This window comes from Fonticella tunisiensis (assembly GCF_004364155.1).
GTDB lineage: Bacteria > Bacillota > Clostridia > Clostridiales > Caloramatoraceae > Fonticella > Fonticella tunisiensis.
The window spans coordinates 49,963-73,944 of record NZ_SOAZ01000006.1; the positions used below are offsets into that span (position 1 = coordinate 49,963).

Annotated in this window: 20 protein-coding genes; 2 read left to right on the forward strand and 18 right to left on the reverse strand. The window is 36.1% G+C overall.

Annotation, left to right across the window (positions count from 1 at the left end; genetic code table 11):
• Positions 1-13 precede the first annotated feature (13 nt).
• From nusA to dprA, 18 genes are all read right to left on the reverse strand, one after another.
• Positions 14-1,072: a transcription termination factor NusA gene (gene nusA, locus EDD71_RS05150; protein ID WP_133627679.1), complete on the reverse strand. Its 1,059-nt coding sequence runs from the start codon at positions 1,070-1,072 to the stop codon at positions 14-16.
• Positions 1,073-1,084: 12 nt separating this feature from the next.
• Positions 1,085-1,543, reverse strand: a complete 459-nt coding sequence (locus EDD71_RS05155; RefSeq protein ID WP_133627680.1) for a ribosome maturation factor RimP — start codon at positions 1,541-1,543, stop codon at positions 1,085-1,087.
• 156 nt (positions 1,544-1,699) lie between these two features.
• Positions 1,700-6,010, reverse strand: coding sequence for a PolC-type DNA polymerase III (locus EDD71_RS05160; RefSeq protein ID WP_133627681.1), 4,311 nt, complete (start codon positions 6,008-6,010; stop codon positions 1,700-1,702).
• Between the two features lie 13 nt (positions 6,011-6,023).
• Entirely contained in the window at positions 6,024-6,659 is a 636-nt protein-coding gene (locus tag EDD71_RS05165; RefSeq protein ID WP_133627682.1) for a glycosyltransferase family 2 protein, read from the reverse strand.
• Positions 6,660-6,684: 25 nt separating this feature from the next.
• Entirely contained in the window at positions 6,685-7,731 is a 1,047-nt protein-coding gene (gene ispG, locus EDD71_RS05170) for a flavodoxin-dependent (E)-4-hydroxy-3-methylbut-2-enyl-diphosphate synthase (protein ID WP_133627683.1), read from the reverse strand.
• A gap of 16 nt (positions 7,732-7,747) precedes the next feature.
• Positions 7,748-8,764: an RIP metalloprotease RseP gene (gene rseP, locus EDD71_RS05175; RefSeq protein ID WP_133627684.1), complete on the reverse strand. Its 1,017-nt coding sequence runs from the start codon at positions 8,762-8,764 to the stop codon at positions 7,748-7,750.
• 4 nt (positions 8,765-8,768) lie between these two features.
• Positions 8,769-9,917 carry a 1-deoxy-D-xylulose-5-phosphate reductoisomerase gene (locus EDD71_RS05180; protein ID WP_133627685.1) on the reverse strand — a complete coding sequence of 383 codons (1,149 nt, stop codon included), beginning with the start codon at positions 9,915-9,917 and terminating at the stop codon, positions 8,769-8,771.
• Positions 9,918-9,919: 2 nt separating this feature from the next.
• Complete coding sequence (locus EDD71_RS05185) at positions 9,920-10,900, reverse strand: AI-2E family transporter (RefSeq protein WP_166636350.1); 981 nt, start codon at positions 10,898-10,900, stop codon at positions 9,920-9,922.
• A gap of 7 nt (positions 10,901-10,907) precedes the next feature.
• Complete coding sequence (locus EDD71_RS05190; protein WP_133627687.1) at positions 10,908-11,699, reverse strand: phosphatidate cytidylyltransferase; 792 nt, start codon at positions 11,697-11,699, stop codon at positions 10,908-10,910.
• Between the two features lie 16 nt (positions 11,700-11,715).
• Positions 11,716-12,477 carry an isoprenyl transferase gene (locus tag EDD71_RS05195; protein ID WP_133627688.1) on the reverse strand — a complete coding sequence of 254 codons (762 nt, stop codon included), beginning with the start codon at positions 12,475-12,477 and terminating at the stop codon, positions 11,716-11,718.
• 43 nt (positions 12,478-12,520) lie between these two features.
• The gene (locus EDD71_RS05200; RefSeq protein ID WP_133627689.1) at positions 12,521-12,703 is read right to left on the reverse strand and encodes a hypothetical protein; all 183 of its coding nucleotides are present in this window, start codon (positions 12,701-12,703) and stop codon (positions 12,521-12,523) included.
• 1 nt (position 12,704) lies between these two features.
• Positions 12,705-13,262 carry a ribosome recycling factor gene (gene frr, locus EDD71_RS05205; protein ID WP_133627690.1) on the reverse strand — a complete coding sequence of 186 codons (558 nt, stop codon included), beginning with the start codon at positions 13,260-13,262 and terminating at the stop codon, positions 12,705-12,707.
• 12 nt (positions 13,263-13,274) lie between these two features.
• Positions 13,275-13,988 carry a UMP kinase gene (pyrH, locus tag EDD71_RS05210; RefSeq protein WP_133627691.1) on the reverse strand — a complete coding sequence of 238 codons (714 nt, stop codon included), beginning with the start codon at positions 13,986-13,988 and terminating at the stop codon, positions 13,275-13,277.
• An 87-nt stretch (positions 13,989-14,075) separates the two neighbouring features.
• Positions 14,076-14,993 carry a translation elongation factor Ts gene (gene tsf / locus EDD71_RS05215; RefSeq protein ID WP_133627692.1) on the reverse strand — a complete coding sequence of 306 codons (918 nt, stop codon included), beginning with the start codon at positions 14,991-14,993 and terminating at the stop codon, positions 14,076-14,078.
• A gap of 65 nt (positions 14,994-15,058) precedes the next feature.
• Complete coding sequence (gene rpsB, locus EDD71_RS05220; protein WP_133627693.1) at positions 15,059-15,757, reverse strand: 30S ribosomal protein S2; 699 nt, start codon at positions 15,755-15,757, stop codon at positions 15,059-15,061.
• A gap of 225 nt (positions 15,758-15,982) precedes the next feature.
• A complete protein-coding gene (gene codY, locus EDD71_RS05225) occupies positions 15,983-16,762 on the reverse strand; it encodes a GTP-sensing pleiotropic transcriptional regulator CodY (RefSeq protein WP_133627694.1) in 780 nt (259 codons plus the stop codon).
• A gap of 413 nt (positions 16,763-17,175) precedes the next feature.
• Positions 17,176-19,248 (reverse strand): type I DNA topoisomerase, encoded by a 2,073-nt coding sequence (gene topA, locus EDD71_RS05230; RefSeq protein WP_133627695.1) that lies wholly within the window; start codon positions 19,246-19,248, stop codon positions 17,176-17,178.
• Positions 19,249-19,322: 74 nt separating this feature from the next.
• Entirely contained in the window at positions 19,323-20,378 is a 1,056-nt protein-coding gene (dprA, locus tag EDD71_RS05235) for a DNA-processing protein DprA (protein ID WP_133627696.1), read from the reverse strand.
• Between the two features lie 296 nt (positions 20,379-20,674).
• Here dprA and EDD71_RS05240 point away from each other — a divergent pair, with 296 nt between their 5' ends.
• Positions 20,675-22,132 (forward strand): aminoacyl-histidine dipeptidase, encoded by a 1,458-nt coding sequence (locus EDD71_RS05240; RefSeq protein WP_133627697.1) that lies wholly within the window; start codon positions 20,675-20,677, stop codon positions 22,130-22,132.
• A 272-nt stretch (positions 22,133-22,404) separates the two neighbouring features.
• On the forward strand, positions 22,405-23,940 hold the full coding sequence (locus tag EDD71_RS05245; protein ID WP_133627698.1) for a YifB family Mg chelatase-like AAA ATPase: 1,536 nt from the start codon (positions 22,405-22,407) through the stop codon (positions 23,938-23,940).
• Positions 23,941-23,982: the final 42 nt, after the last annotated feature.

Here is a 23,982-nt window from a genome sequence, read left to right on the forward strand (position 1 = left end):
CTTTTTCCACCCCTTATTGATCCTTTTCTTTTAGCTCTGCCGCTTGAGACTCGCTCTTTATGTCTATTTTCCATCCAGTTAACTTTGCTGCAAGCCTTGCGTTTTGACCCTCTTTTCCAATTGCGAGCGAGAGCTGATAGTCCGGAACAATTACCTTTGCACTTCTCTGCTCTTCATCCACTTCAACACTTATTACTTTGGCAGGGCTTAATGCATTAGCTATAAACTCACCAGGATCCTTACTCCATTTAACAATATCTATTTTTTCTCCTTTAAGTTCATTGACTACATTCTGTACTCTTATACCTTTAGGGCCTACACATGCACCGGTAGCATCAACGTTTTTATCCTTGGAATGTACTGCTATCTTCGTTCTTGAACCCGCTTCCCTTGAAATACTTTTAATTTCAACAATTCCATCATAAATTTCCGGAACTTCTAATTCAAACAGCCTCTTTACAAGACCGGGATGGGTTCTGGAAACAACAATATTAGGTCCCTTTGATGTTTTCTTTACTTCAACTACATAAAGTTTCAATCTGTCGCCATGATTATACTCTTCATTGGGCATTTGCTCGGATGGTGCTAAAAGAGTTTCAGTGGGCCCTATATCAACAAGCACATTTTGCTTTTCCTTTTTTTGCACAATCCCGGTTATCAAATCATTTTCTTTTTCTATGAAATTTTCATATATTATTTCCCTCTCTGCTTCCCTTATTTCCTGTACAACTCTCTGCTTTGCAGTCTGTGCAGCTACTCTTCCAAAATCCTTTGGAGTTACCTCTATATCTACTATATCGCCTATATTATACCTTATATTAATGGATTTAGCATCCTCAAGGCTTATTTCAAGCAGGTTATCATACACATCCTCAACAACTTCTTTTTGGGCATAAACATGAATATCACCTGTTTCTCTATTTACAGTAACCTTAACGTTTTGTGACGTTCCGTAATTTTTTTTATAGGCAGTTACCAGTGCGGATTCAAGGGCCTTAAATATACGTTCTTTATCTATTCCTTTTTCCTTTACAATTTGATTCAAAGCTTCAATGAGTTCGGCAGTATTCATTCTAAAACCTCCTTAATATTCGTTTAATCTTATAGATGATGCTAAATTTTTATTGATTCTCATTTCTTCTCCAGCCTTCTCGAATACAACCATATCTCCTTCCAGGCCCTTTAGCTTTCCTGTGTATACTTTTTTACCGTTTAGAGGACTAAACAACTTTATTTTTATATCTCTGCCAGAAAATCTTTCAAAGTCCTTTTCCTTTTTAATGGGCCTATCAAGTCCTGGAGATGAAACCTCAAGATAATAACTATAATCTATAGGATCTATTTCATCCAGCCTATCACTTAATATTCTGCTTACGTTTGCGCAATCATCCAAATTGACTCCGTTTTCCTTATCAATATAAACTCTAAGGTACCATTCTCCCTCTTCCTTTACAAATTCCACATCAACAAGTTCATATCCCAATTGTTCTGTAACAGGCAGTGCAATATCTTCAACCGTTCTTTCAATCTTTAGTTTATCCATAACCATACCTCCTGAATTTACTCTTTTTTCTATTGTTTGTAGTAATCAGGGAGTTATGCGCAAGCATAAAGCAAAGAGTGGGTTTCCCCACTCTTATGTGTCAAGTATATCTGTGCCTTATTTTTGATTATAACACTGTTTTCATATATTTACAAGTTAAAACAAGGAAAGTTGGTTAGTTTCAGGCAAACCCTTTAAACATCCATGATTTTCCAAAATTTCTATAACGGTTTTCGATACTTTACTTCTTAGCCTTAGATCCTCCTTAGATAGGAATACACCTTCTTCCCTTGCAGCAACTATGCTCTTTGCAGCGCTTTCTCCTACTCCCTGAAGTGCCTTAAATGGAGGAAGTATACCGCTGTCTGTTATTTTAAATTTTACTGCTTCAGATTCATATAAATCAACAGGCCTGAATTTTAACCCTCTCATATACATTTCAAGCGCTATCTCAAGGATGGTCAGCAGACCTTTGTCCTTCTGGGTTGCATTATTGCCCATATTTTCAATTTCCTTTATCTTTGCCCTTATGGCCTTTTCCCCTTTTGTTATAAGATCTGCATCAAAATCATCGGCCCTAACAGTAAAGTATGTTGTATAATATGCTTCTGGATAATACACTTTAAAATAGGCTATCCTTACTGCCATCATAACATACGCAACAGCATGACCCTTCGGAAACATGTATTTTATCTTATTGCAGGAATCAATATACCACTGCGGTACATTGTTTTTCTTCATGTCCTCGATATCTTCATCCCTTAAGCCTTTACCCTTTCTAACCCTCTCCATGATAGTAAAGGCTGTCTTTGGTTTTAAACCTTTTTGAATGAGATAAAGCATTATGTCATCACGTGTAGAAATAACTTCTTTAAGGGTAGCCAGGCCATTTTTTATTAAATCCTGGGCATTGTTTAACCATACGTCAGTTCCGTGGGATAGACCTGAAATTCTAACTAGCTCTGCAAAGGTCTTAGGCTGTGTATCCAAAAGCATCTGCCTTACAAATTTTGTTCCAAATTCAGGTAGACCCAAAGTTCCAACTTCACAATTAATATCTTCTGGCTTAACTCCAAGTGGCTCTGTCGATGTAAAAAGCTTTAAAACCTTTTCATCGCCTAATGGTATTTTTGTAGGATCGATACCTGTAAGATCCTGGAGCATTCTTATAACAGTTGGGTCATCATGTCCCAGTATATCAAGTTTCAGCAGCCTACCACTTATTGAATGATAATCGAAGTGTGTTGTTATTATGTCTGAGTTTACATCATCCGCCGGCCTTTGAATGGGGGTGAATTCATATATTTCTTTATCCCTCGGAACAACCATAATTCCACCCGGATGCTGTCCAGTAGTCCTCTTTACACCTGTACACCCTTTAACAAGGCGCTCTATTTCTGCCTGTGTTGCCACTATATTTCTCTCATCCAGATAGTTTTTTACCATACCATAGGCTGTTTTTTCAGCAACAGTACCTATGGTTCCTGCTCTGAAGACATGCCCTGCTCCAAATAGCTCCTCAGTATATTTATGAGCTACAGGCTGATAGTCCCCTGAAAAGTTAAGGTCTATATCAGGCTCTTTATCTCCTTCAAAGCCAAGGAATACTTCAAATGGTATATCATGCCCATCCTTTTTATAGTCTGAACCACACACAGGGCATTTCTTCTCTGGAAGATCAGCACCGGACCCTATTGAACCATCGGTGAAGAATTCAGAGTGCTTACAGTTAGGGCATACATAGTGGGGAGGAAGAGGATTAACCTCCGTTATTCCACACATTGTAGCTACAAAGGATGAACCAACTGAACCTCTTGATCCGACCAGATAACCGTCTTGCATTGATTTTGCAACAAGCTTATGTGCTATTAGGTAAAGAACCGCATAACCATTGTTTATAATGGAATTTAACTCCTTCTCAAGCCTTTTCTCAACAATTTCTGGAAGCTTTTCACCATATATCTCATGTGCTTTATTCAGCGTCATGTTTCTAACTTCCTCTTCAGCGCCATCGATTTTAGGTGGAAAGGTTTCATCTGGTATAGGCTTTATAATTTCAATCTGATCTGCGATTAAATTTGTATTCTTAATTACTACCTCATAAGCCTTTTCCTTCCCAAGATAGCTGAACTCCTCCAGCATCTCATCAGTGGTTTTAAAATATAAGGGTGCCTGATTATCAGCATCGCTAAACCCTTTACTTGCCATAAGAATTCTTCTAAAGTATTCGTCCTGAGGATCTAAAAAATGCACGTCCCCTGTTGCTACAACGGGTTTATTATATTTCTCGCCAAGCTTTACAATTCTCCTGTTTAAATCCAGAAGCCTTCCTTCATTTTCCACTGTTCCATTATCAACCATAAAGGCATTATTTCCTCTAGGCTGAATTTCAAGATAATCATAAAATTTAATTATCTCCATCATTTCAGAATCAGAAAGATTATTAAGAACTCCTCTGAAAACCTGTCCTGCTTCACAGGCTGAACCGATTATAAGGCCTTCCCGATACTGCTCAATCAAACTCTTTGGCATTCTAGGCCTCTTGTGATAATAATCAAGATGCGACATGGAAATTAGCTTATACAGGTTGTATAACCCTTCATAGTTTTTCGCCAAAATAATAGTATGGTAAGTATCGGCCTTTTTAACATCAAAGTTTCCAATATATAAATTGTTTATGTCTATTAACTTTTCAGCACCTTTCTCTTTCAACATATCAAGAAACTTTATAAAAACAAGAGCTGTTGCTTCCGCATCATCAACCGCCCTGTGATGATTCTCAAGCTTTATTCCAAGGTGCTCAGCAATTATATTTAATTTATGCCTCTTTAAATCCTTTAACAGCCATCTGGAAAGGGGGAGGGTGTCAATTATAGGATTTGAAAAATTAAGGCCAAGCTTTTTTGTTTTCTCCCTTATAAATCCTGTATCAAATTTTGCATTATGAGCTACCACCGGGCAGCCCTTGATGAAATCCAGAAACTTCGGTAGAACATCACGTATTGTTGGCATATCCTTAACCATTTCATTCGTTATACCCGTAAGTTCAACTATATTTTCAGGTATGTTCTTTTCTGGATTAACAAGCGTTGAAAATCTATCAACTATTTGATAATTTTTTATTTTTACAGCCCCAATTTCGGTTATTTCTTCAATGGCAGGGTTAAAACCGGTTGTTTCTATATCGAATACGACAAACTCCTCATCAATCCCCTGATCGTTGGGCTTGATAACAATAGGTTCTCCGTCATCTACCAAATATGCCTCAACTCCATAAATGACCTTAATTCCAGTTTTCTTTGCAGCCTCCATTGCTTCTGGAAAAGCTTGTACAACACCGTGGTCAGTAATTGCAATTGCACTATGTCCCCATTCTTTAGCCCTCTTGATAAGAGCAGATGCTGAAGATACTCCGTCTGTGGTGCTCATCTGGGTATGTAAATGCAGCTCAACCCTTTTTTCTTCAGAGGTATCCATCCTCTTAACAGGTTCGACTTCTTCTATAGCAGTGGCAATAATGACGAGCTCCTTAGCAAATTTGTCATTCGTTACCTCTCCCTGTACCCTTAAATATGAACCTTCTTTAATCCTACTTTTGATTTCTTCTATCGTTTCAGGTTTTGGGAAAAACTTTACAGTTATAGAGCTTGTATAGTCAGTAATATAGAAGGAAAAGATATATTTTCCATTTTTAGTTTCCTTTATGTCTACTTTAAATACTTCTCCTACTATAACTACTACGCCTGATTCTTCATTTAAAGTTCCTATGTTGACTTTCTCACCGTTTATTCTCCTTCCGTATAAAAGGCTTGATGCCACAGCTTTTTTCTCGCTGTATGAATTATCGCTTTGTCTTTGATTACTATTTACACTTTTGGAAGCAGCATCAATGTTAGAAGCCTCTGAAAGAACATAGGATAAAATTTTTTTATCTTCTTCTTCCTTTATTGACATATATTTATCAATTTCCAGCTCTTTTCTTTCAAATACAACTCTGATATCGAGATTGCATATATTTTTTAAATAGTTTTGAAGAAGCCTGTCAACGTTTTTTTTCTTTATAAGCGACAGCAAGAAATCATTTTCTATGTATATATTAATTTTATTGTTTTCAATTTCATATTTAGAGGATTGAAGTAAACAGCTTATAGAAGGACTTCCTTTAACTGCCTTTTGTATAATACTTTTAAATATTTCACCTTTTCTTAAGTCCTCTTCCGTATATGAAGCAATACGGTTCTTCTGTACAGAAATATTAAGCTGTCCTGACACATAAAACATGCTTGCAAGTTCTTCTTTTATAAAGCTCAGACATTCATCATTTATTTCTGAACTTGTAACCAGATTTACATCCCATACATTTTTTTGTTTATTAACATAAATCTTATCTATATAAATATCGTTTAGATTATTTGCAAAGTTGCATGTATTATCTTTTTTTAGAATCTCTTGAAGCGTCTTTAGCATTAAAATTTGCCTCCTAATGTTCATAGGGTTTTAAACATTTAATTATATCCCAGTACATTTTCATCCTCAATTTGAAGCCCTTTCTAAACCCTAGTTTTTCCTCTTTCATAATATGTGTCATATCCTTCAATTCAACCGTTTTTACTCGATAGCCTTTTTTGTTCGCAAACTGAGTTAAGGCAACTTCTACACCATATCTCATAATATCAAGGTTGTTTATAGAATCTATGATGTTCCTTCTAACGGCCCTCTGTCCTGATAGGTTGGGAGCAATACGCTGAGCAAGATCCGTAGAAAACCTTCCATTTGAAAAAACACCAACCGTCATATCAGCTTCTTCTTTTAAAACCGGCATTAATAAATCAACAACATGTTTCCTGGTTAGTCCAATAAGATCCGCATCAAGTAAAAGAAGTATATCGGATCTCGTATTTTCAACTCCTATTTTTATGGCTGCGCCCTTTCCCCTATTTTCAGAATACTCTATAACACAAACTCCTAAACTTCGAGCCGCAGCTGCAGTACCATCATTTGAACCATCGCTGACAACTACAATATTATCGATCATGTTTGATTCTTTTACAGCCTTTATAACATTTCCTATCGTTTTTTCTTCATTGTAAGCTGGAATGATACATTCAATACCCATACAAACCACCTTATCCAGTGCATTTTTACATTTTTTCTATTTCATTAATCAATTCTTCAAGAAGCTTATCTTCAGGTACTTTCTTTATTATTTCACCTTTTTTAAATATTAAACCTTCGCCTTTTCCTCCAGCTATTCCTATATCCGCCTCTCTGGCTTCTCCAGGTCCATTAACAGCACACCCCATTATTGCAACCTTAATATGCTTGTTTATGTTTCCGAGGACCTCCTCTGCCTGCTTTGCGATCTTTATTAAATCTATATTTGTTCTCCCACAAGTAGGGCATGAAATGAATTCTATTCCAAACTTTCTAACTCCACATGCTTTTAATATCTCACGTCCTACCCTTACTTCTTCAAGGGGACTATCGGTTAAAGAAACTCTTATTGTATCTCCAATACCTTCACAAATCAATGAACCAATACCAATTGAAGATTTAATTGTACCAGAAAATATAGTACCAGCCTCCGTTACTCCTATATGAAGAGGGTAGGATGTTTTTTGAGAAAGCAGTCTGTAGCTTTCTATGTTTTCTATTACATTAGATGATTTAACAGATATTACGATATTGGTAAATCTATGTTTTTCCAGAATATCTACATGCCTCAGAGCACTTTCTACAAGGGCTTCAGGTGTTGGTTTACCATACTTTTTAAGTAGGTCCCTCTCCAGGGAACCAGCATTTACACCAATCCTTATCGGTATGCCCTTAAAATCTGCAGCCTTTACAACTTCGGATATTCTTTCTTCGCTTCCTATGTTTCCGGGATTGATTCTTAATGCGTCAACCCCATTTTTAATGGCCTCTAGAGCAAGGCGATAATCAAAGTGAATATCTGCTACCAGTGGAATGCCAATATTTCTTTTTATTTCTTTTAAAGCTTCAGCAGCCTCCATATCCGGTACTGCAACCCTTATTATTTCGCATCCCGCCTTTTCAAGTTCATGTATTTGCCTTATGGTGGATTTTACATCCCTTGTATCTGTATTTGTCATTGATTGAACGGAGATTGGAGAATCCCCTCCAATATATATATCTCCTACCTTTATTTTCTTCGTTTGTTTTCTCATTTTTATCATCCCTTATCTACATAATAGTCATGAAATCTTTTACTATAACAACAGCTGCCAGTATCATTAACAGTGTAAAACCTATCATGTTTACAAAACCAATCTTGTTTTCATCTATCTTCCTTCCAGTTATTCCCTCAATTAAAAGTATTATAACCCATCCACCATCCAGTGCAGGGAAAGGAAGTAGATTGATAACGCCCAGATTAATGCTTAAAAAACCTGCAAAGTACAAAAGCGTGGAGATTCCAAGCCTTGCTGCCTGCCCTGACATCTGAACTATTGCTACCGGACCTCCAACGTCCTTTAACGATGCCTTACCTGTAAAGGCCCTTCCAAGCCACTCCCACATTAGTTTTATTGATGAAGTCGTTTCAATTAAGCTCTGCTTTAAGGATTCCAAAAAATTGCCACTCTCAACCAAAGTGCCATAAATGCCTATTTTATACTTTCCCGACTCCTTATCCAACATGGGATTAACTTTAAAACTCGTAATATTTCCATTTCTATCTACCCATATATTCAAAGGTCTGTTTCCATTTTCCTGAACATACATTACAAATTCTGGCCAAGTACTTATTTTTTTATCATCAACCTTCAGAATTTTATCGTTTTCCTTAATACCTGCATTATACGCCGGAGAATTTGGCTGAACTTCACTTACAACCGGTTTTTCAAAACCTGTATTTGTAAAGGAAATGGAAAAAAGAATTATTGCTATAAGAAAGTTCATAAAGGCTCCAGCAACAATAATTGGCATCCTTTTCCACGGGCTTTGATTGCAGAATGCCCTTGGATCGCTTGATTCTCCCTCCTCTCCAAGCATCTTAACATAACCACCTATTGGCAGAATCCTTATTGAATAATCGGTTTCATTTCTGCGGAATCCAACAAACTTAGGTCCCATACCAAGGGAGAACTCTAAAACCTTAACTCCCGATAGTTTTGCAACAATAAAATGGCCTAATTCATGACTTGCTATCAGCAGTCCAAATACAAAAAGAGAGGCTAAAAGTGTAACCAATATAACCACCGTCCTATTTTATTAATTGATTTACGAAATCCCTTGTTGACATTTCAATTTCAAATATTCTTTCAAGAGTAACATTATACTCCACTTTAAAGTGATTCATAGATTCCTTTATAATTTCTGCTATTTCTAAAAATTTTATTTTTCTTTTCAGGAATAATTCTACTGCCTCTTCATTTGCAGCATTTAAAACCGTTGGCATGCTTCCTCCCGTTTTCCCCGCCTTGTATCCAAGCTCTAAACATTCAAAGGTCTCATAATCTGGTTGTTCAAAGGTTAAGACGTTATTCTTTATAAGATCGAGATATCCAACAACGGAAGGGTTCCTGTTTGGATATTCAAATGCATATTGAATAGGGTGTCTCATATCAGTATTGCCCAACTGTGCAATAATTGATCCGTCAACATACTCTACCATGGAATGTATTATGCTTTGGGGATGAACCACAACATCTATGCTATCATAATCAATATCAAACAGCCAGTGTGCTTCAATTACCTCAAGAGCTTTGTTCATAAGCGTGGCAGAGTCTATTGATATCTTTTTGCCCATATTCCATCTTGGATGCTTTAATGCCATCTCAGGAGTTACATATATTAAATCCGCTTTTCTTTTCCCTCTGAATGGCCCTCCAGACGCTGTTAAGATGAGCCTATGTATAGACTTCCTGTCCTCTCCTTTTAAGCATTGGAATAATGCACTGTGTTCACTATCAACTGGAAGTAATTTAGACTTTGACTTTTCAAGCTCTTTTGTTATTATATCCCCTCCCACAACAAGAGTCTCTTTGTTAGCAAGGGCTATAGTTTTACCTGCCCGTATGGCAGCAATCGTCGGTTTTAATCCAACCATTCCTACAAGTGATGTTAACACCATATCTACATTATGTAGAGTACAGATAAATTCAAGGCCTTCCATACCCTTTAACACTTTAATTCCATGTATGAATAGTTTTTCCTTTAGAAATTTAAAACCTTCATCATCCATAATCACTACATAATCAGGCTGAAACTCCACGGCCTGTTCATACAACAATTTAGCATTTGAATTAGCCGATAAAGCTATAACATCATAACTGTTCCTATCCCTTCTTATAATATCCAGTGCCTGCGTACCAATTGACCCGGTAGAACCTAATATACACAATCCTTTCATTGTTAAAGCACCCTTCTCCCTTCGTAATAATAAAGTATGAGTTCCTGTAAAAGCAATAATATTACAGGTCCTAATATTACTCCCCAGACTCCATATATAATAAACCCTATATATAAAGAGAATATAGCAGCTAGGGGGTGTATTTTTAAGTTTCTCCCCATTAGTTTAACCTGCATAATCTCCCTGTTTATTTCCAAAAGAATATAAAGAAATAGCAACCCTATTGCAGCAAATATCTTATTAGCTAATAATTCATAGGCTATCCAGGGTATAAAAATTATTCCAGGACCAACTACTGGCAGTATATCTAGTATACCACAAAATAACCCTATAGTTAATGGGTCGCCGATACCAAGAACATAAAGACCAATTATAGTTTGAAAAGTTGTGGCAAATACCAGTTTAATCTCAACGTTGATCACATCGCTTATTCTTTTAATTACATTTATTATAATCAAATAGATTTCATAGGGCAGAATCCTTATCATTATATGATCGATTTTCTCCAAATCTACGCTTATAAAAACTGTTGTAAACAATATTATAATTCCATATACAAAACCCTCAATAGTACTAACAAGTGTATTAAATATATTATTCCTGTAAGTTATTAATATATTTTGCGCCGTGCTTATTATTTGATCGTAATTTATGTTTCTTTCCCTTAGAAATTGAATGTTCTCCACAAAGGTTTTAAATATGCCTGGAAGCCTGTCGAAAAAGAATATTAAATGGTAATAAATATAACTGATTAAATAAAAAAGTATAAATAATGCGGCCAGCATTATCGCGGTGAAACTTAAAATAACGCTTCCCCGTCTTTTAAATCCCATTTTCTTCATAAATTTAACAACAGGTTCTAATAATACTACAAAAAGCGCTGCACACATGAATGGCCATAAAAAAATAAGGCAAAGCTTAAGTAATATCATAACAACAACTACTATGAATATTATCTTAAGTATTGCCTTACCAGTTTTCATCATACTATCATCCCAGAAACAGTACTATATAATAATATACTACAGGTGCTGTAAAAAGTATGCTATCAAACCTGTCAAGTATTCCCCCATGCCCCGGCATGATATTTCCATAATCTTTGACTCCAGCATAACGTTTTATAAGGGATGCTGATAAATCTCCGATTTGAGATATTATGCTTCCCACTGTACCCATCATTATAAGCTGATACCAATGAAAATTTATATGTGGATTTATATATCCCCACAAACTGACTCCCAATATACTGCCTAGAATGCCTCCAATAGAGCCTTCTACGGTTTTTTTAGGGCTTACCTCGGGGCATAGCTTAGTTCTTCCGAAGAACCTTCCGGAATAATATGCAAAGGTATCTGTACCAAATGCTATTATAAATACAAGCCATATCAATGTAGAACCATTGGGTGCTTGAATTATGTAGATTAACATACTGAAAAAAACAACAATATAAATATATCCTGTGATTGTAAGAGCTGAAGACACAACATTATATTTTTTAGCAAATATAGGCGTTGCCATACTCGTAATAACAACAAGTAAAATTGCAGGTATTATGACGTTCTTGTTGCTGATAATTACTGAATAAGCATTAAGGAAATACCCGATTAATATTGGAAAAAAAATCACTTTATGATTGGTATTCTTATAAACGCATATATATTCATATAAAGCAATTGCAGTAATTGCTAGAACTCCAATGGTAAATGCAATGCCCCCCCGCAGTACAAAAAAAAGGAGAATAGGTAACGCGATAGCCGCACTTATTACTCTTTTATTTATCATAACTATCTCTCCTCAGTTATTTAATACCACCAAATCTCCTATCTCTATTTTGAAAGTCCACAATAGCCTGGTACAGATTATCTGGTTTAAAATCCGGCCAGTATACATCAGAAAACCATAATTCAGCATAAGCTATTTGCCATAACAGAAAGTTGCTTATCCTATATTCACCGCTTGGCCTGATTATGAGATCAGGGTCGGGCATATCCGAAGTATAGAGATAAGAAGATATAAGTTTTTCATCAATATCGCCAATAGCAACTTTTCCCTCACTGACATCTGAGACTATCGCTTTAACTGCCTTTTTAATCTCATCACGTCCACCATAATTTAATGCCAGATTTAATTTTAAACCACTGTTGTTTTTGGTCTTTTCATATGCCCTTTTAAGTTCATCCTGGCAAATTTGCGGTAGTCCCCCAATATCCCCTATTGCCCTTACAACTACATTGTTTTTATGAAGTTCATTCACTTCACCCCTGAGATACTCCACAAGCAGGTTCATAAGCACACTTACTTCGTCACTGGGCCTTTTCCAATTTTCAGTTGAAAAAGCATAAAGGGTTAAATACTTGATTCCCAGTTTTGAACAGGCCTTAACTATCTCCCTTATCGTTTCCACTCCTGCACGGTGTCCCATAGTCCTTGGCATGTTTTTCTTCTTCGCCCATCTACCATTGCCATCCATTATTATAGCTATATGTGCTGGCAATTTATTTTTATCAATTTTACTTAGTATATTTTCTTCTACGGAAGGCCTATTCTTTTTAAAAAACATATATCCGTCCTCCCTTATTTAAAAATCCCCTCAAAGGAGGGGCTTAAAAATAGGCAACATATATTTCATATATTTCTTTTTTTACGATATTGATTATTCTTAAATCGTTCCCTATTTTTGTTTTTTTAGTATCGAAAACTTCGATAATTCTAAAGTCTATACTACTATTATCCAACAAAGGTTTTATTTCATTCATCTTAAAACCTATATATTTTTCAGGATTCATATTATACCGACATTATCTCCTTTTCTTTAGCCTCTACTAATTTATCCACTTCTTTAACATATATATCGGTTAGCTTCTGTATCTCATCTTCAGTTCTCTTTATTTCATCTTCTGAATAATTTCCTTCCTTTTTAAGTGTCTTAAGCTTATCATTTCCATCTTTTCTCACATTCCTTATTGCTATCTTGGCTTCTTCACCAAGTTTCTTTACAACCTTAACGAGGTTTTTTCTTGTTTCCTCTGTTAGTTCTGGTATCATAAGCCTAATAACCTGACCATCGTTTGTTGGATTTAAACCTAAATCTGATTTTAAAATGGCCTTTTCAATATCCTTAATAGCGTTTCTATCCCATGGCTGTATAACTAAAAGTCTTGGTTCAGGTGCAGAAATCGTTGCCAGCTGTGACACATGTGTTGGGGTACCATAATAATCCACCATTATTTTGTCAAGCATTGATGGATTTGCTCTTCCTGCTTTAAGGCTTTGAAGTTCTCTTTTAAACGCCTCAACACTTTTTTTCATCTTGTTTTCACAGGCAGTCGTAACTTCTTTAATCATAATTATCCCTCCTTATAAATTTCCAACCAAAGTACCTATATTTTCTCCGCATAAAGCTCTCTTAATATTGCCAGGTTCGTCAAGTGCAAATACAATTATTGGTATGTCATTGTCTTTACAAAGTGACGTAGCCGTAGAGTCCATAACTTTTAAATCCTTCTCAAGGACTTCATAGAAGGAGAGCTTATCGAATTTTTTAGCGTCCTTATTGATTCTGGGATCGCTGTCGTATACTCCATCAACTTTTTTTGCCAGCAGAATAACCTCAGCTTCTATTTCCGCCGCTCTCAAAGCTGCTGCAGTATCAGTTGAGAAGTAGGGATTTCCCGAACCAGCTGCAAATATTACAACTCTACCCTTTTCAAGATGTCTTACTGCTTTCCTTCTAATAAAAGGCTCAGCTATTTCTCTCATCTCTATTGCAGTCTGAACACGTGTAATTACTCCCATTCTCTCAAGGGAATCCTGGAGAGTAAGAGCATTTATGCAAGTTGCCAGCATTCCCATATAATCCGATGTGGTTCTATCCATACTTCTTCCATCTCTACCCCTCCAGATATTACCACCGCCGACAACAGCAGCAACCTGAACACCCAAGTCTACGACTTCTTTAATCTCCTGTGATATTCTGTTTACTACATCAAAATCTATACCAAAACCATTAGTACCTGCCAGCGCTTCTCCGCTTAACTTAAGCATAATCCTTTTATATTTAGGATTTCCCATATTGATAACCTCCAAGAAAATAATTAAACGCAAAATGGGCTTTCCTGCATTTTCAAAAAAAGAGAACACAGGTGTGCTCTCTTTAAATCATCCTCTGGTTTGCTTCATTACTTCTTCAGCAAAGTTTTCTTCCTTCTTTTCGATACCTTCACCCTTTTCAAACCTTACAAACTTTTCAACCTTTATCTCAGTTCCAAGTTCCTTTGATTTGTTATCCAGATACTTCCTTATTGTCAAATCCTGATCCCTTATCCAGAGCTGTTCAACAAGACATACTTCCTTATAGAACTTTTGGATTCTTCCTTCTACCATCTTTTCTATAACCTTTTCTGGTTTTCCTTCGTTAAGGGCCTGCTGTCTGTATATTTCTCTTTCCTTTTCGATTACATCCTGTGGAACTTCTTCCTTTGTAATATATTGAGGATTTGCAGCTGCAATTTGAAGTGATATTTCCTTTGCCACTTCATTAAGTCCCTCTGCTTTATCAGCTGTAAGCTTAACCATAACAGCTATTCTACCACCGCCGTGTATATAGTCAGCAATTATGCCATTTTCACCATTAAATCTTTCAAATCTTCTAAAAGTCATGTTCTCTCCAAGCTTAGCAATTAGCCCGGTTACTGCATCCTTAACCGTTATATCATTGTCTGCTATGTACTTTTCATTTAGAAGTTCATCAACAGCAGATGCAGAAGATAAAGCTGCCTGCTTTGCAAGATTTTTAGCCAGTTTAACAAATTCTTCATTCTTTGCAACAAAGTCGGTCTCACAGTTTAATTCAACAACAGCTCCAACCTTTCCATCCTCTGATATGTAAGTTTCAACGAGTCCTTCCGCTGCAATTCTTCCAGCCTTTTTAGCAGCTGCAGCAAGACCCTTCTCCCTTAATATTTCAATAGCCTTTTCCATGTCACCATCAGCCTGAGTTAGCGCTTTCTTGCAGTCCATCATTCCGGCTCCAGTTCTTTCTCTTAATTCTTGTACCATTTTTGCAGTAATAGCCATTGTAATTCCTCCTTATGATATTAAAGGTAAGGGTTAAGCATCCCCTTTACCCTTACCTCGTTATATTACTCAGCCATTTGTTCTCCTTGTTTTCCTTCAATTACAGCATCAGCTATTTTTGAAGCAATGAGCTTCACTGCTCTTATAGCATCGTCATTTCCTGGTATTACATAATCAACTTCGTCCGGGTCACAGTTAGTATCTACAATTGCAACTACCGGTATACCAAGAATCTTAGCTTCAGCTATAGCATTCTTTTCTTTTCTTGGATCCACTACAAAAAGAACATCTGGAATCCTAACCAAATTCTTGATTCCTCCAAGGTTCTTTTCGAGCTTTTCCTTCTCATGTCTTAACTTTATAACTTCTTTCTTAGGAAGGATATCGAATGTTCCATCCTGTTCCATTTTTTCAAGCTCAGCCAGCCTGTTTATTCTAGTTCTTATAGTCTTAAAGTTGGTAAGCATACCACCAAGCCATCTCTCGTTTACATAGTGCATTCCGCACCTGATAGCCTCTTCTTTTACAGAGTCCTGAGCCTGCTTTTTAGTTCCAACAAACAAAATTTCCTTACCTTCTGAAGCAGCACTCTTAACGAATTCATAAGCCTCTTCAATCTTCTTTACTGTCTTCTGAAGGTCAATAATGTAGATTCCGTTTCTTTCTGTAAAAATGTACTGAGCCATTTTGGGATTCCATCTTCTTGTTTGATGTCCAAAATGTACTCCAGCTTCTAGTAATTGTTTCATTGAAATTACTGACATAGTGCACCTCCTGGTTATTCCTCCGCCACATTCATTTTTCTAAAAGACCCTTCGGCACCTTTTTAGAAATTGTGCAGCGTGTGTATTTTCACCTTAAGTAGTATATCATAGAAATATTTCAATGGCAACTGTGAAATTATAATAAAAGTAAAACTTTTAATTCAAAAACGTATTTATATTTTTATCAAAAATATTAACATATATACTAAAAAAGCTCAAAAGCTTTTAGCCTTTGAGTTTTTTTAGTTCTTCAAGCAGCTTGTCATTTAATATTTTGATATGAGTTCCTTTCATTCCAAGGGATCTGGATTCTATAACCCCTGCACTTTCAAACTTTCTGAGGGCATTTACAATAACTGATCTCGTAATTCCAACTTTGTCTGCAATCTTGCTTGCAACAAGGAGTCCTTCATTACCTTCCAGCTCATTAAATATATGTTCCACTGCTTCCAGCTCTGAATATGAAAGCGTTCCAATAGCAAGTTGAACCACAGCCTTTTTCCTTGCTTCCTCTTCGATTTCATCTTGCTTGGATTTAATTATTTCCATACCAACTATTGCAGCGCTGTACTCTGCAAGAACTAAATCTTCATCTGTAAATTCTCTTCCGAATCTGGCAATTAAAAGAGTACCAAGCCTTTCTCTATTGCCAATTATAGGTACAATAGTTGTAATTTTATCCTTGTGAAGGCATTCGGTGGATTGTTCAAAAACGCAATCCCCATTTGCTCTCAGGTTTGATCTTGTTTCATTTACGCTGAGAAGTTTATTATTATACTCCTCAGGAAATTTTTGCTCTCCAACTACCTCGTCTTTTACAATTTCACATTCAAAATCATCTAAAAGACTGCATCCAAGTATTTTGCCCTTTCTGCTGACAATGTAAACATTGCATTCCATAACTTTGCTCAGAGTTTTACATATATCAGAAAACATTACAGGTTCTGTAGCTGATTTTTGAAGTATTCTATTTAACATTCTTGTTTTTTCTAATAAAGTCTGCATTGAATATTCTCCTTTCAATAATATATTAATTTTTGTGTAATAGAGCAGTGACAAAATTTTCATATCATATATAGTTATTTTTAGCTGGCAACTATTTTTTTATTACATAACTTTCTTAAATAACCTAACCTTATGATATAAGGCAGCCAGAACATTCAAAGCCCATGCTTAAATAAACAGCAAGCTGCAGCAGGTATGGAGTTTTAATAAGCCAGAAGGTAATATAATTATACTAACCTATCGGTTTTGTATAATTGCAAATAAAATTTAGAATTGTTTCTTTCAGCTAAACAAAATTACAATAACACATACTTTTGAATAAAGCAATAGATCTTTGATATTTTTTCGGCAATTTTAACATAATTAATAAATTCTTAACACTTAAGGCATATAAAGGCCATAGTAATGCAAATTCAATGCTTATTTTCTTTTTTCTTATATCCACACTCATCATTTACACACTTATACTCCTTACCTCCCTTTATACTTCTTTCGACTAGTATATCGCCGCACTCAGGGCACTTTTCACCGGTTGGCTTATCCCAGCTAACAAAATTACACTCAGGGTAGTTTGAACATCCATAGAAGGTCCTTCCCTTTTTGGTTTTTCTTAACACTATCTTTCCACCGCATTTAGGACATGGCACATCTAGTTCCTCCACAAGTGGCTTTGCATTTTTGCATTCTGGATATCCAGGGCACGCAAGGAACTTTCCGAATCGTCCCTTTTTAATTACCATGTTTCTGCCGCATTTTTCACACAATACATCCGTTGTTTCTACCTGCTCTTCAATTGTTATTTTATCAATTTTTTCTTCAGCCGCTTTAATTAGCTTCTCCAATGGCTTGTAAAAATTATCTACTACCTTTACCCAATCCTCCTTATTTTCTTCTATCTCATCAAGTTTTTCTTCCATTTCAGCAGTAAACTCTACATCCACTATATCCTTAAAGTATTCTTTTAAAAGCTCCGTAACTACCTCTCCAAGTTCAGTAGGCGCAAGTGTTTTCTTTTCCCTTACTATATATCCTCTTTCAATAATAGTGCTAATTATTGGCGCATATGTACTTGGACGTCCTATCCCATTTTCCTCCAATGCTTTAACCAGGGTTGCTTCTGTATACCTGGCGGGAGGTTGGGTGAAATGCTGTTTAGGTTCAAGCTCTTTTAAATTCAATACTTCCCCTACATTAAGGTCCGGAAGTTTATTTTCCTCTTCATCATCTATATCATATACTGCCATAAAACCCGAAAATTTTATAGTACTCCCACTTGATTTGAATATATATTCACCACATTTTATATCTATCGAAACAGTATCATACAGCGCTTCAGCCATCTGGCTAGCTATAAATCTAGACCATATAAGTTTATAAAGTTTATACTGATCATTTGTAAGGGAATCCTTTATTTCATCAGGCTCTCTAAACACTGATGTTGGCCTTATGGCCTCATGAGCATCCTGTATATTTTTTTTTGATTTGTATGACCTCTTCTGTCTAGGCAAATATTCCTCCCCAAATTTATCCTTTATTAAACTTAGAGCAGCATTTTGTGCCTCCTCAGATACTCTTACTGAGTCAGTCCTCATATATGTAATTAAACCAACAGTTCCTTCCTTCTTTAAATCAATGCCTTCATATAACTGCTGGGCAATGGACATAGTTTTTTTGGTAGAAAAGTTGAGCTTCTTATATGCATCCTGCTGAAGTGTGCTCGTTATAAAAGGAGGAAGCGGATTTTTCTTTTTTTCCTGCCTTTTAATATCAATTACAATAAACGTACCTCCAGATAACTCCTCAATTATTGCATCAACCTGTTCCTTGCTTTCTAAATTTATCTTTTCCTTGTCCCTACCATAAAACTTTGATTCCAGTATTTTATGGCCTGTTTTAAATCTGGCAGTTAATGACCAATATTCCTTTGGGACGAATTCCCTTATTTCCCTTTCTCTGTCACAGATTAGCCTAACAGCTACTGACTGCACTCTCCCAGCACTCAAGCCCCATTTAACTTTTTTCCACAATATTGGACTTATTTTGTATCCCACAAGTCTATCCAATATTCTTCTTGCCTGCTGTGCCTCTACGAGGGACTTATTTATTTTTCTGGGATTCTTAATGGCATCTTTTATAGCGTTTTTGGTGATTTCATGAAATTCTATTCTGCATTCCCTATCTACATCAATATTAAGTATGTTAGATAAATGCCATGAAATTGCTTCTCCTTCCCTGTCTGGGTCTGTGGCGAGGTATATATTATCAGATTTTTTAGCTTCTTTTTTTAGTTCATCTATTAGCTTACCTTTACCCCTGATCGTTATATATTTAGGTTGATAATTGTTATCTACATCAACTCCAATCTGGCTCTTTGGCAGGTCCCTGATGTGTCCCATTGACGCTTTAACTTTATAATTCTTACCCAAAAACTTGCTTATGGTCTTAGCTTTTGCCGGTGATTCAACTATCACTAGGGACTGACTCATCCTGTAACACCTCCGGTAAAATTTACATATCACGCAATAAATGTATTATAACAAACCTAAAAAGAAAATCAAGCTTAGCATAGTATATAATAATTACCGTACGCCCTTTTAATAATACCTCCACATTCCAGTCTGCTTAAATTTGAAAGCAGTTCGTCAATCGCCATGCCTGATTGAGAGGACAAATCCCATATGGTCATGGCTCCATTTTTAAGCAGATCAATTATTTTCGATTCAACGTTATTTTTGCTTGTTGTTATTATGTATTCATCAATAGAGAACTCCTCAAGTATATCCTCTACTCTTGATATAAGCTTAGCTCCATCCTTTATCAAATTATTTGTACCTAAACTGTTGGGACTAAATATATTTCCCGGCACTGCAAAAACATCCTTTCCCTGCTCAAGGGCTAGAGTTGCTGTGATTAATGAGCCGCTTTTCTCGCCGGCCTCTACCACAAGGACATATTTTGAAATGCCGCTTATAATTCTATTTCTTTCAGGAAAATTATGTGCAAAGGGCCTTATATCTGGGTAGTATTCTGTAATCACGCATCCATGCTTTGCAATATCCATGAAAAGCTTTCTGTTTTCTGCAGGATAAATATATTTAAAACCGCTTCCCATAACACCAATGGTATATCCTCCAGCATCCAAACAGCCGAAATGAGCACATCCATCAATTCCTCTGGCCAGGCCGCTTATTACAGTAATGCCTCTTTTGCCAAGTTCGTAAGACAGTTTATACGCAGCCGTCTTCCCATACTCTGATGCCTTTCTTGAACCTACTATTGCGATAGAATTTTCAACATCAATCAGATTTCCTTTAAAAAACAATCCCACTGGAGGATTATAAATATGCCTGAGCCTTTTGGGATATTCCACATCACTATATAGTACAAATTCTACTTCTTCTTTTTTTATATATTCACTAATTTCCGAATATTTATTAATATTTTTTGACTTGTCAATGAGCTGGCAATTTGTTATGTCTATGCCTGCCTGTATGTAATCCTTTAAACTTAAATTCCAAAACTCCTCAGGCTTGAAGCCATTATTCAATATATCGATCTTCAATGAATTTTTGATCGGAAGATCACAAAACCAGAGCTTAAATATCAAATTTTCCATTTCAATTCCTCCATACAGCAACTTTATATGATATCAGTTCTTTTTGAACAAACTTTTAACCTTTCAATTCTTTATTTTATATTTTTATGTTTTATCATTATGTAGAATTCTAGTCAAAAACTAAACATTCTATTCAACTATAAAATACTTTTCATGATCAGCCTGTTTTCTAAAAACAACTTCGTTATGTATAAATTGAATAATATTTCTTGTATTAGTATAATATAGAATATATTTTATAGGTTATGCAAAAACCATCATTATCATTTTTAAATTATATGAGAGGAAGGATTATCATGAGCGGTATTTTAGAAGGACTTGAGCCCAAATCAGTATTTAAGTTTTTTGAAGAAATATCACAGATACCCAGAGGTTCAGGCAATGAGAAAGCTATAAGCGACTATCTGGTTAATTTCGCAAAAAGCCGAGGATTTGAGTATATTCAAGATAAAGCCCTGAACGTAATAATAAGAAAGCCTGGAACAAATGGCTTTGAAAATGCCCCAATCGTTATACTACAGGGACATATGGATATGGTAAATGAGAAGAACAATGGAACAGTACATAACTTTGAAAAAGATCCAATAAAATTAAGAATTGTAGATGACATGATATATGCAACCGGAACAACTCTTGGTGCCGATAATGGCATTGCTGTTGCCTACGCTCTGGCACTTCTCGATTCAAAGGATATACCTCATCCTCCAATTGAGGTTATAATAACTACTGAAGAAGAAACTGGCATGGGAGGAGCAGCTGCTTTATCCCCCGATAATATAAAAGGTTCTATATTAATAAACATCGACTCCGAAGAAGAAGGTGTATTTCTAGTTAGCTGTGCAGGAGGCGTAAGAGTTACCCAAAAGCTTCCGATTAATTTTACTGATGTGAATGCATCAAAAGTGCCATATATGATAAGTATAAGAGGTCTCAAAGGTGGCCATTCCGGAATGGATATAAACAAGGAAAGAGGAAACTCGAACAAGCTTATTGGAAGAATACTTGACGATATTTATTCAGAGATAGAATTTCTTATAGGGAATATCAGCGGCGGTTCCAAGATGAATGCCATTCCAAGGGAGGCAGATGCCATAGTTATAATAAACCCTGAGGATGCTTCAAGGCTTGAAAATAAAGTCCTTGAATGGAACAGCATATTAAAAAATGAACTTAGAAAAGCTGATCCTGATGTATCTGTGAAATTAAAAAAATTGGAAGATAGAATTGAGAAAGCCTTCTCAATGGAAACAACAAGAAACATAATTGCTTCACTTGTGTTAATACCAAACGGCGTTCAGAGTATGAGCAAGGACATAGAAGGTTTGGTTGAAAGCTCCACTAATCTGGGGGTTGTTACGACAACTGATACACATGTATATTTCCAAAGTGCAATAAGAAGCTCTGTGAGAACTCTTAAATATAATATACTGAATCAATGCAAAATGGTGGCCAGGGTAACAGGTTCCAAATTTGAAGCAGATTCTGAATATCCTGAATGGCAGTACGATCCTAATTCAAAGATCAGGGCCCTGTTTCAGAAAGTATATAAGGATAAGTACGGAAAAGAAGCCAAAATAGCTGCCGTACACGCAGGCCTGGAGTGCGGACTTCTGAAAGAGAAAAAGGAAAACCTTGACATGATATCCTTCGGTCCAAATTTATATGACGTTCATACCCCCAATGAACACATGAGCATATCCTCTGTTCAGAGAACCTGGGAATTTTTGCTGTCTGTTTTAAAGGAAATCAAATAAAAAAGAATATAATTTTCTATTTTGATAATAAAGGAACTATCTTTATAGAAAGTTCCTTTATTATTTTAATTTATTAGACGATTGTTTCATTGAAAAATAGCTTTAGTTTGTTGATCGCTGAAGATATTTTTATTATATCAATTATGATATTATCACATATTGTAGATCCATTATATAACATCACTTCATGTATATTTTTATAATATTCGGTTTAAATGATTATACTTTTTATTTATGGCAATAATCTAAACTGAACTGAGAGGAGGTATACAATGATTAGTAAAGTAAATTCCATTTCATTAATAGGTATAAACGGCTTTACTGTAAATATAGAAGTGGATATTCAAAGCGGTCTTCCTGCATTTAATATGGTGGGCCTTCCTGACGCCGTTGTTAAAGAGTCAAAAGAAAGGGTAAGATCTGCAATTAAAAATTCAAAATATGAATTCCCTGTAAACAGAATAACAGTCAATTTTGCTCCTGCTGATATCAAAAAGGAAGGCACACACCTTGACCTGGCCATAGCAACAGGTATACTGCTGAGCTGTGGGGTTATCTCTGTCAATTCACATTTAAATATTTCTCAGTGCATTTTTATAGGAGAGCTCTCTTTAAATGGTGAGCTAAGAGGAGTTAAGGGAATATTGCCGATGGTACTTGAGGCTAAAAAAAGAGGCTTTAAAAACCTTTTTATTCCTGGAGAAAATAAATATGAAATAGGTTTTGTCGAAGATGTCAATATATATACTCCTGCCACTTTAACCGAGCTGGTTGATTTCCTTAACGGCGAGATAGAACTTGGAAAACTTGAAACAAACATTAAAAACTTCACAAAAGCTCATTTTGATGTTGATTTCAGCGAAGTTAAGGGACAGCGATTGGCTAAGAGAGCTGTAGAAGTGGCCGCTTCAGGAGGCCATAACCTTCTTATGATAGGCCCTCCTGGAGGAGGAAAAACCATGATTGCCCAAAGAATCCCAACTATACTCCCTGAATTGACTTATGATGAAGCCATAGAAGTTACAAAAATATATAGTGTAGCAGGAATGTTAAGAAACAAAGGGCAAATGATGTTTAACCCTCCCTTCAGGAGCCCCCACCACAGCGTTTCAACAGCGTCCTTCATAGGTGGAGGCAGCAACCCATCGCCCGGAGAAGTTTCCCTTTCCCACAACGGGGTTCTCTTTCTTGATGAACTGCCTGAATATAGAAGGGATACTCTGGAAGCTTTAAGGCAGCCAATGGAGGATGGCATGGTAAGTATTTCAAGAGTAAAGGGTAAATTTACATTTCCTGCTAGATTCATGCTTGTTTCTTCTATGAATCCATGCCCATGTGGATTTTATGGTTACCAACTTAAGGACTGTAGATGCTCTGAAATTCAAATTAAAAATTATCTGAATAAAATATCGGGACCTCTGCTTGACAGAATAGATATTCATATATCCATTGAACCTGTACAGTTCAACGAAATAAACAGTGATAAGGTAGAGGAAACATCGCAGCAAATTAAGGAAAGGGTAGTAAAAATACGAAACCTCCAGCGGGAGCGTTTCAAGAATGATGGAATCTACTGCAACGCACAGATGAAAGCAAGACACCTTAAAAAGTACTGCAAAGTTGACGCCGGGGGAATGGAACTTTTAGAAAGCGCATTTAAAAACATGGCATTAAGCACAAGGGCCTACAGTAAGATTCTTAAAATTTCCAGGACAATTGCTGATATGGACAATTCAGAAATTATCAGAGAGAATCATATAGCTGAAGCAATACAATACAGAGTCCTGGACAGAAAATACTGGGGATAAAATCCAATGCCCTAATGGCTAGATTGTAGGGCATTGGATTTT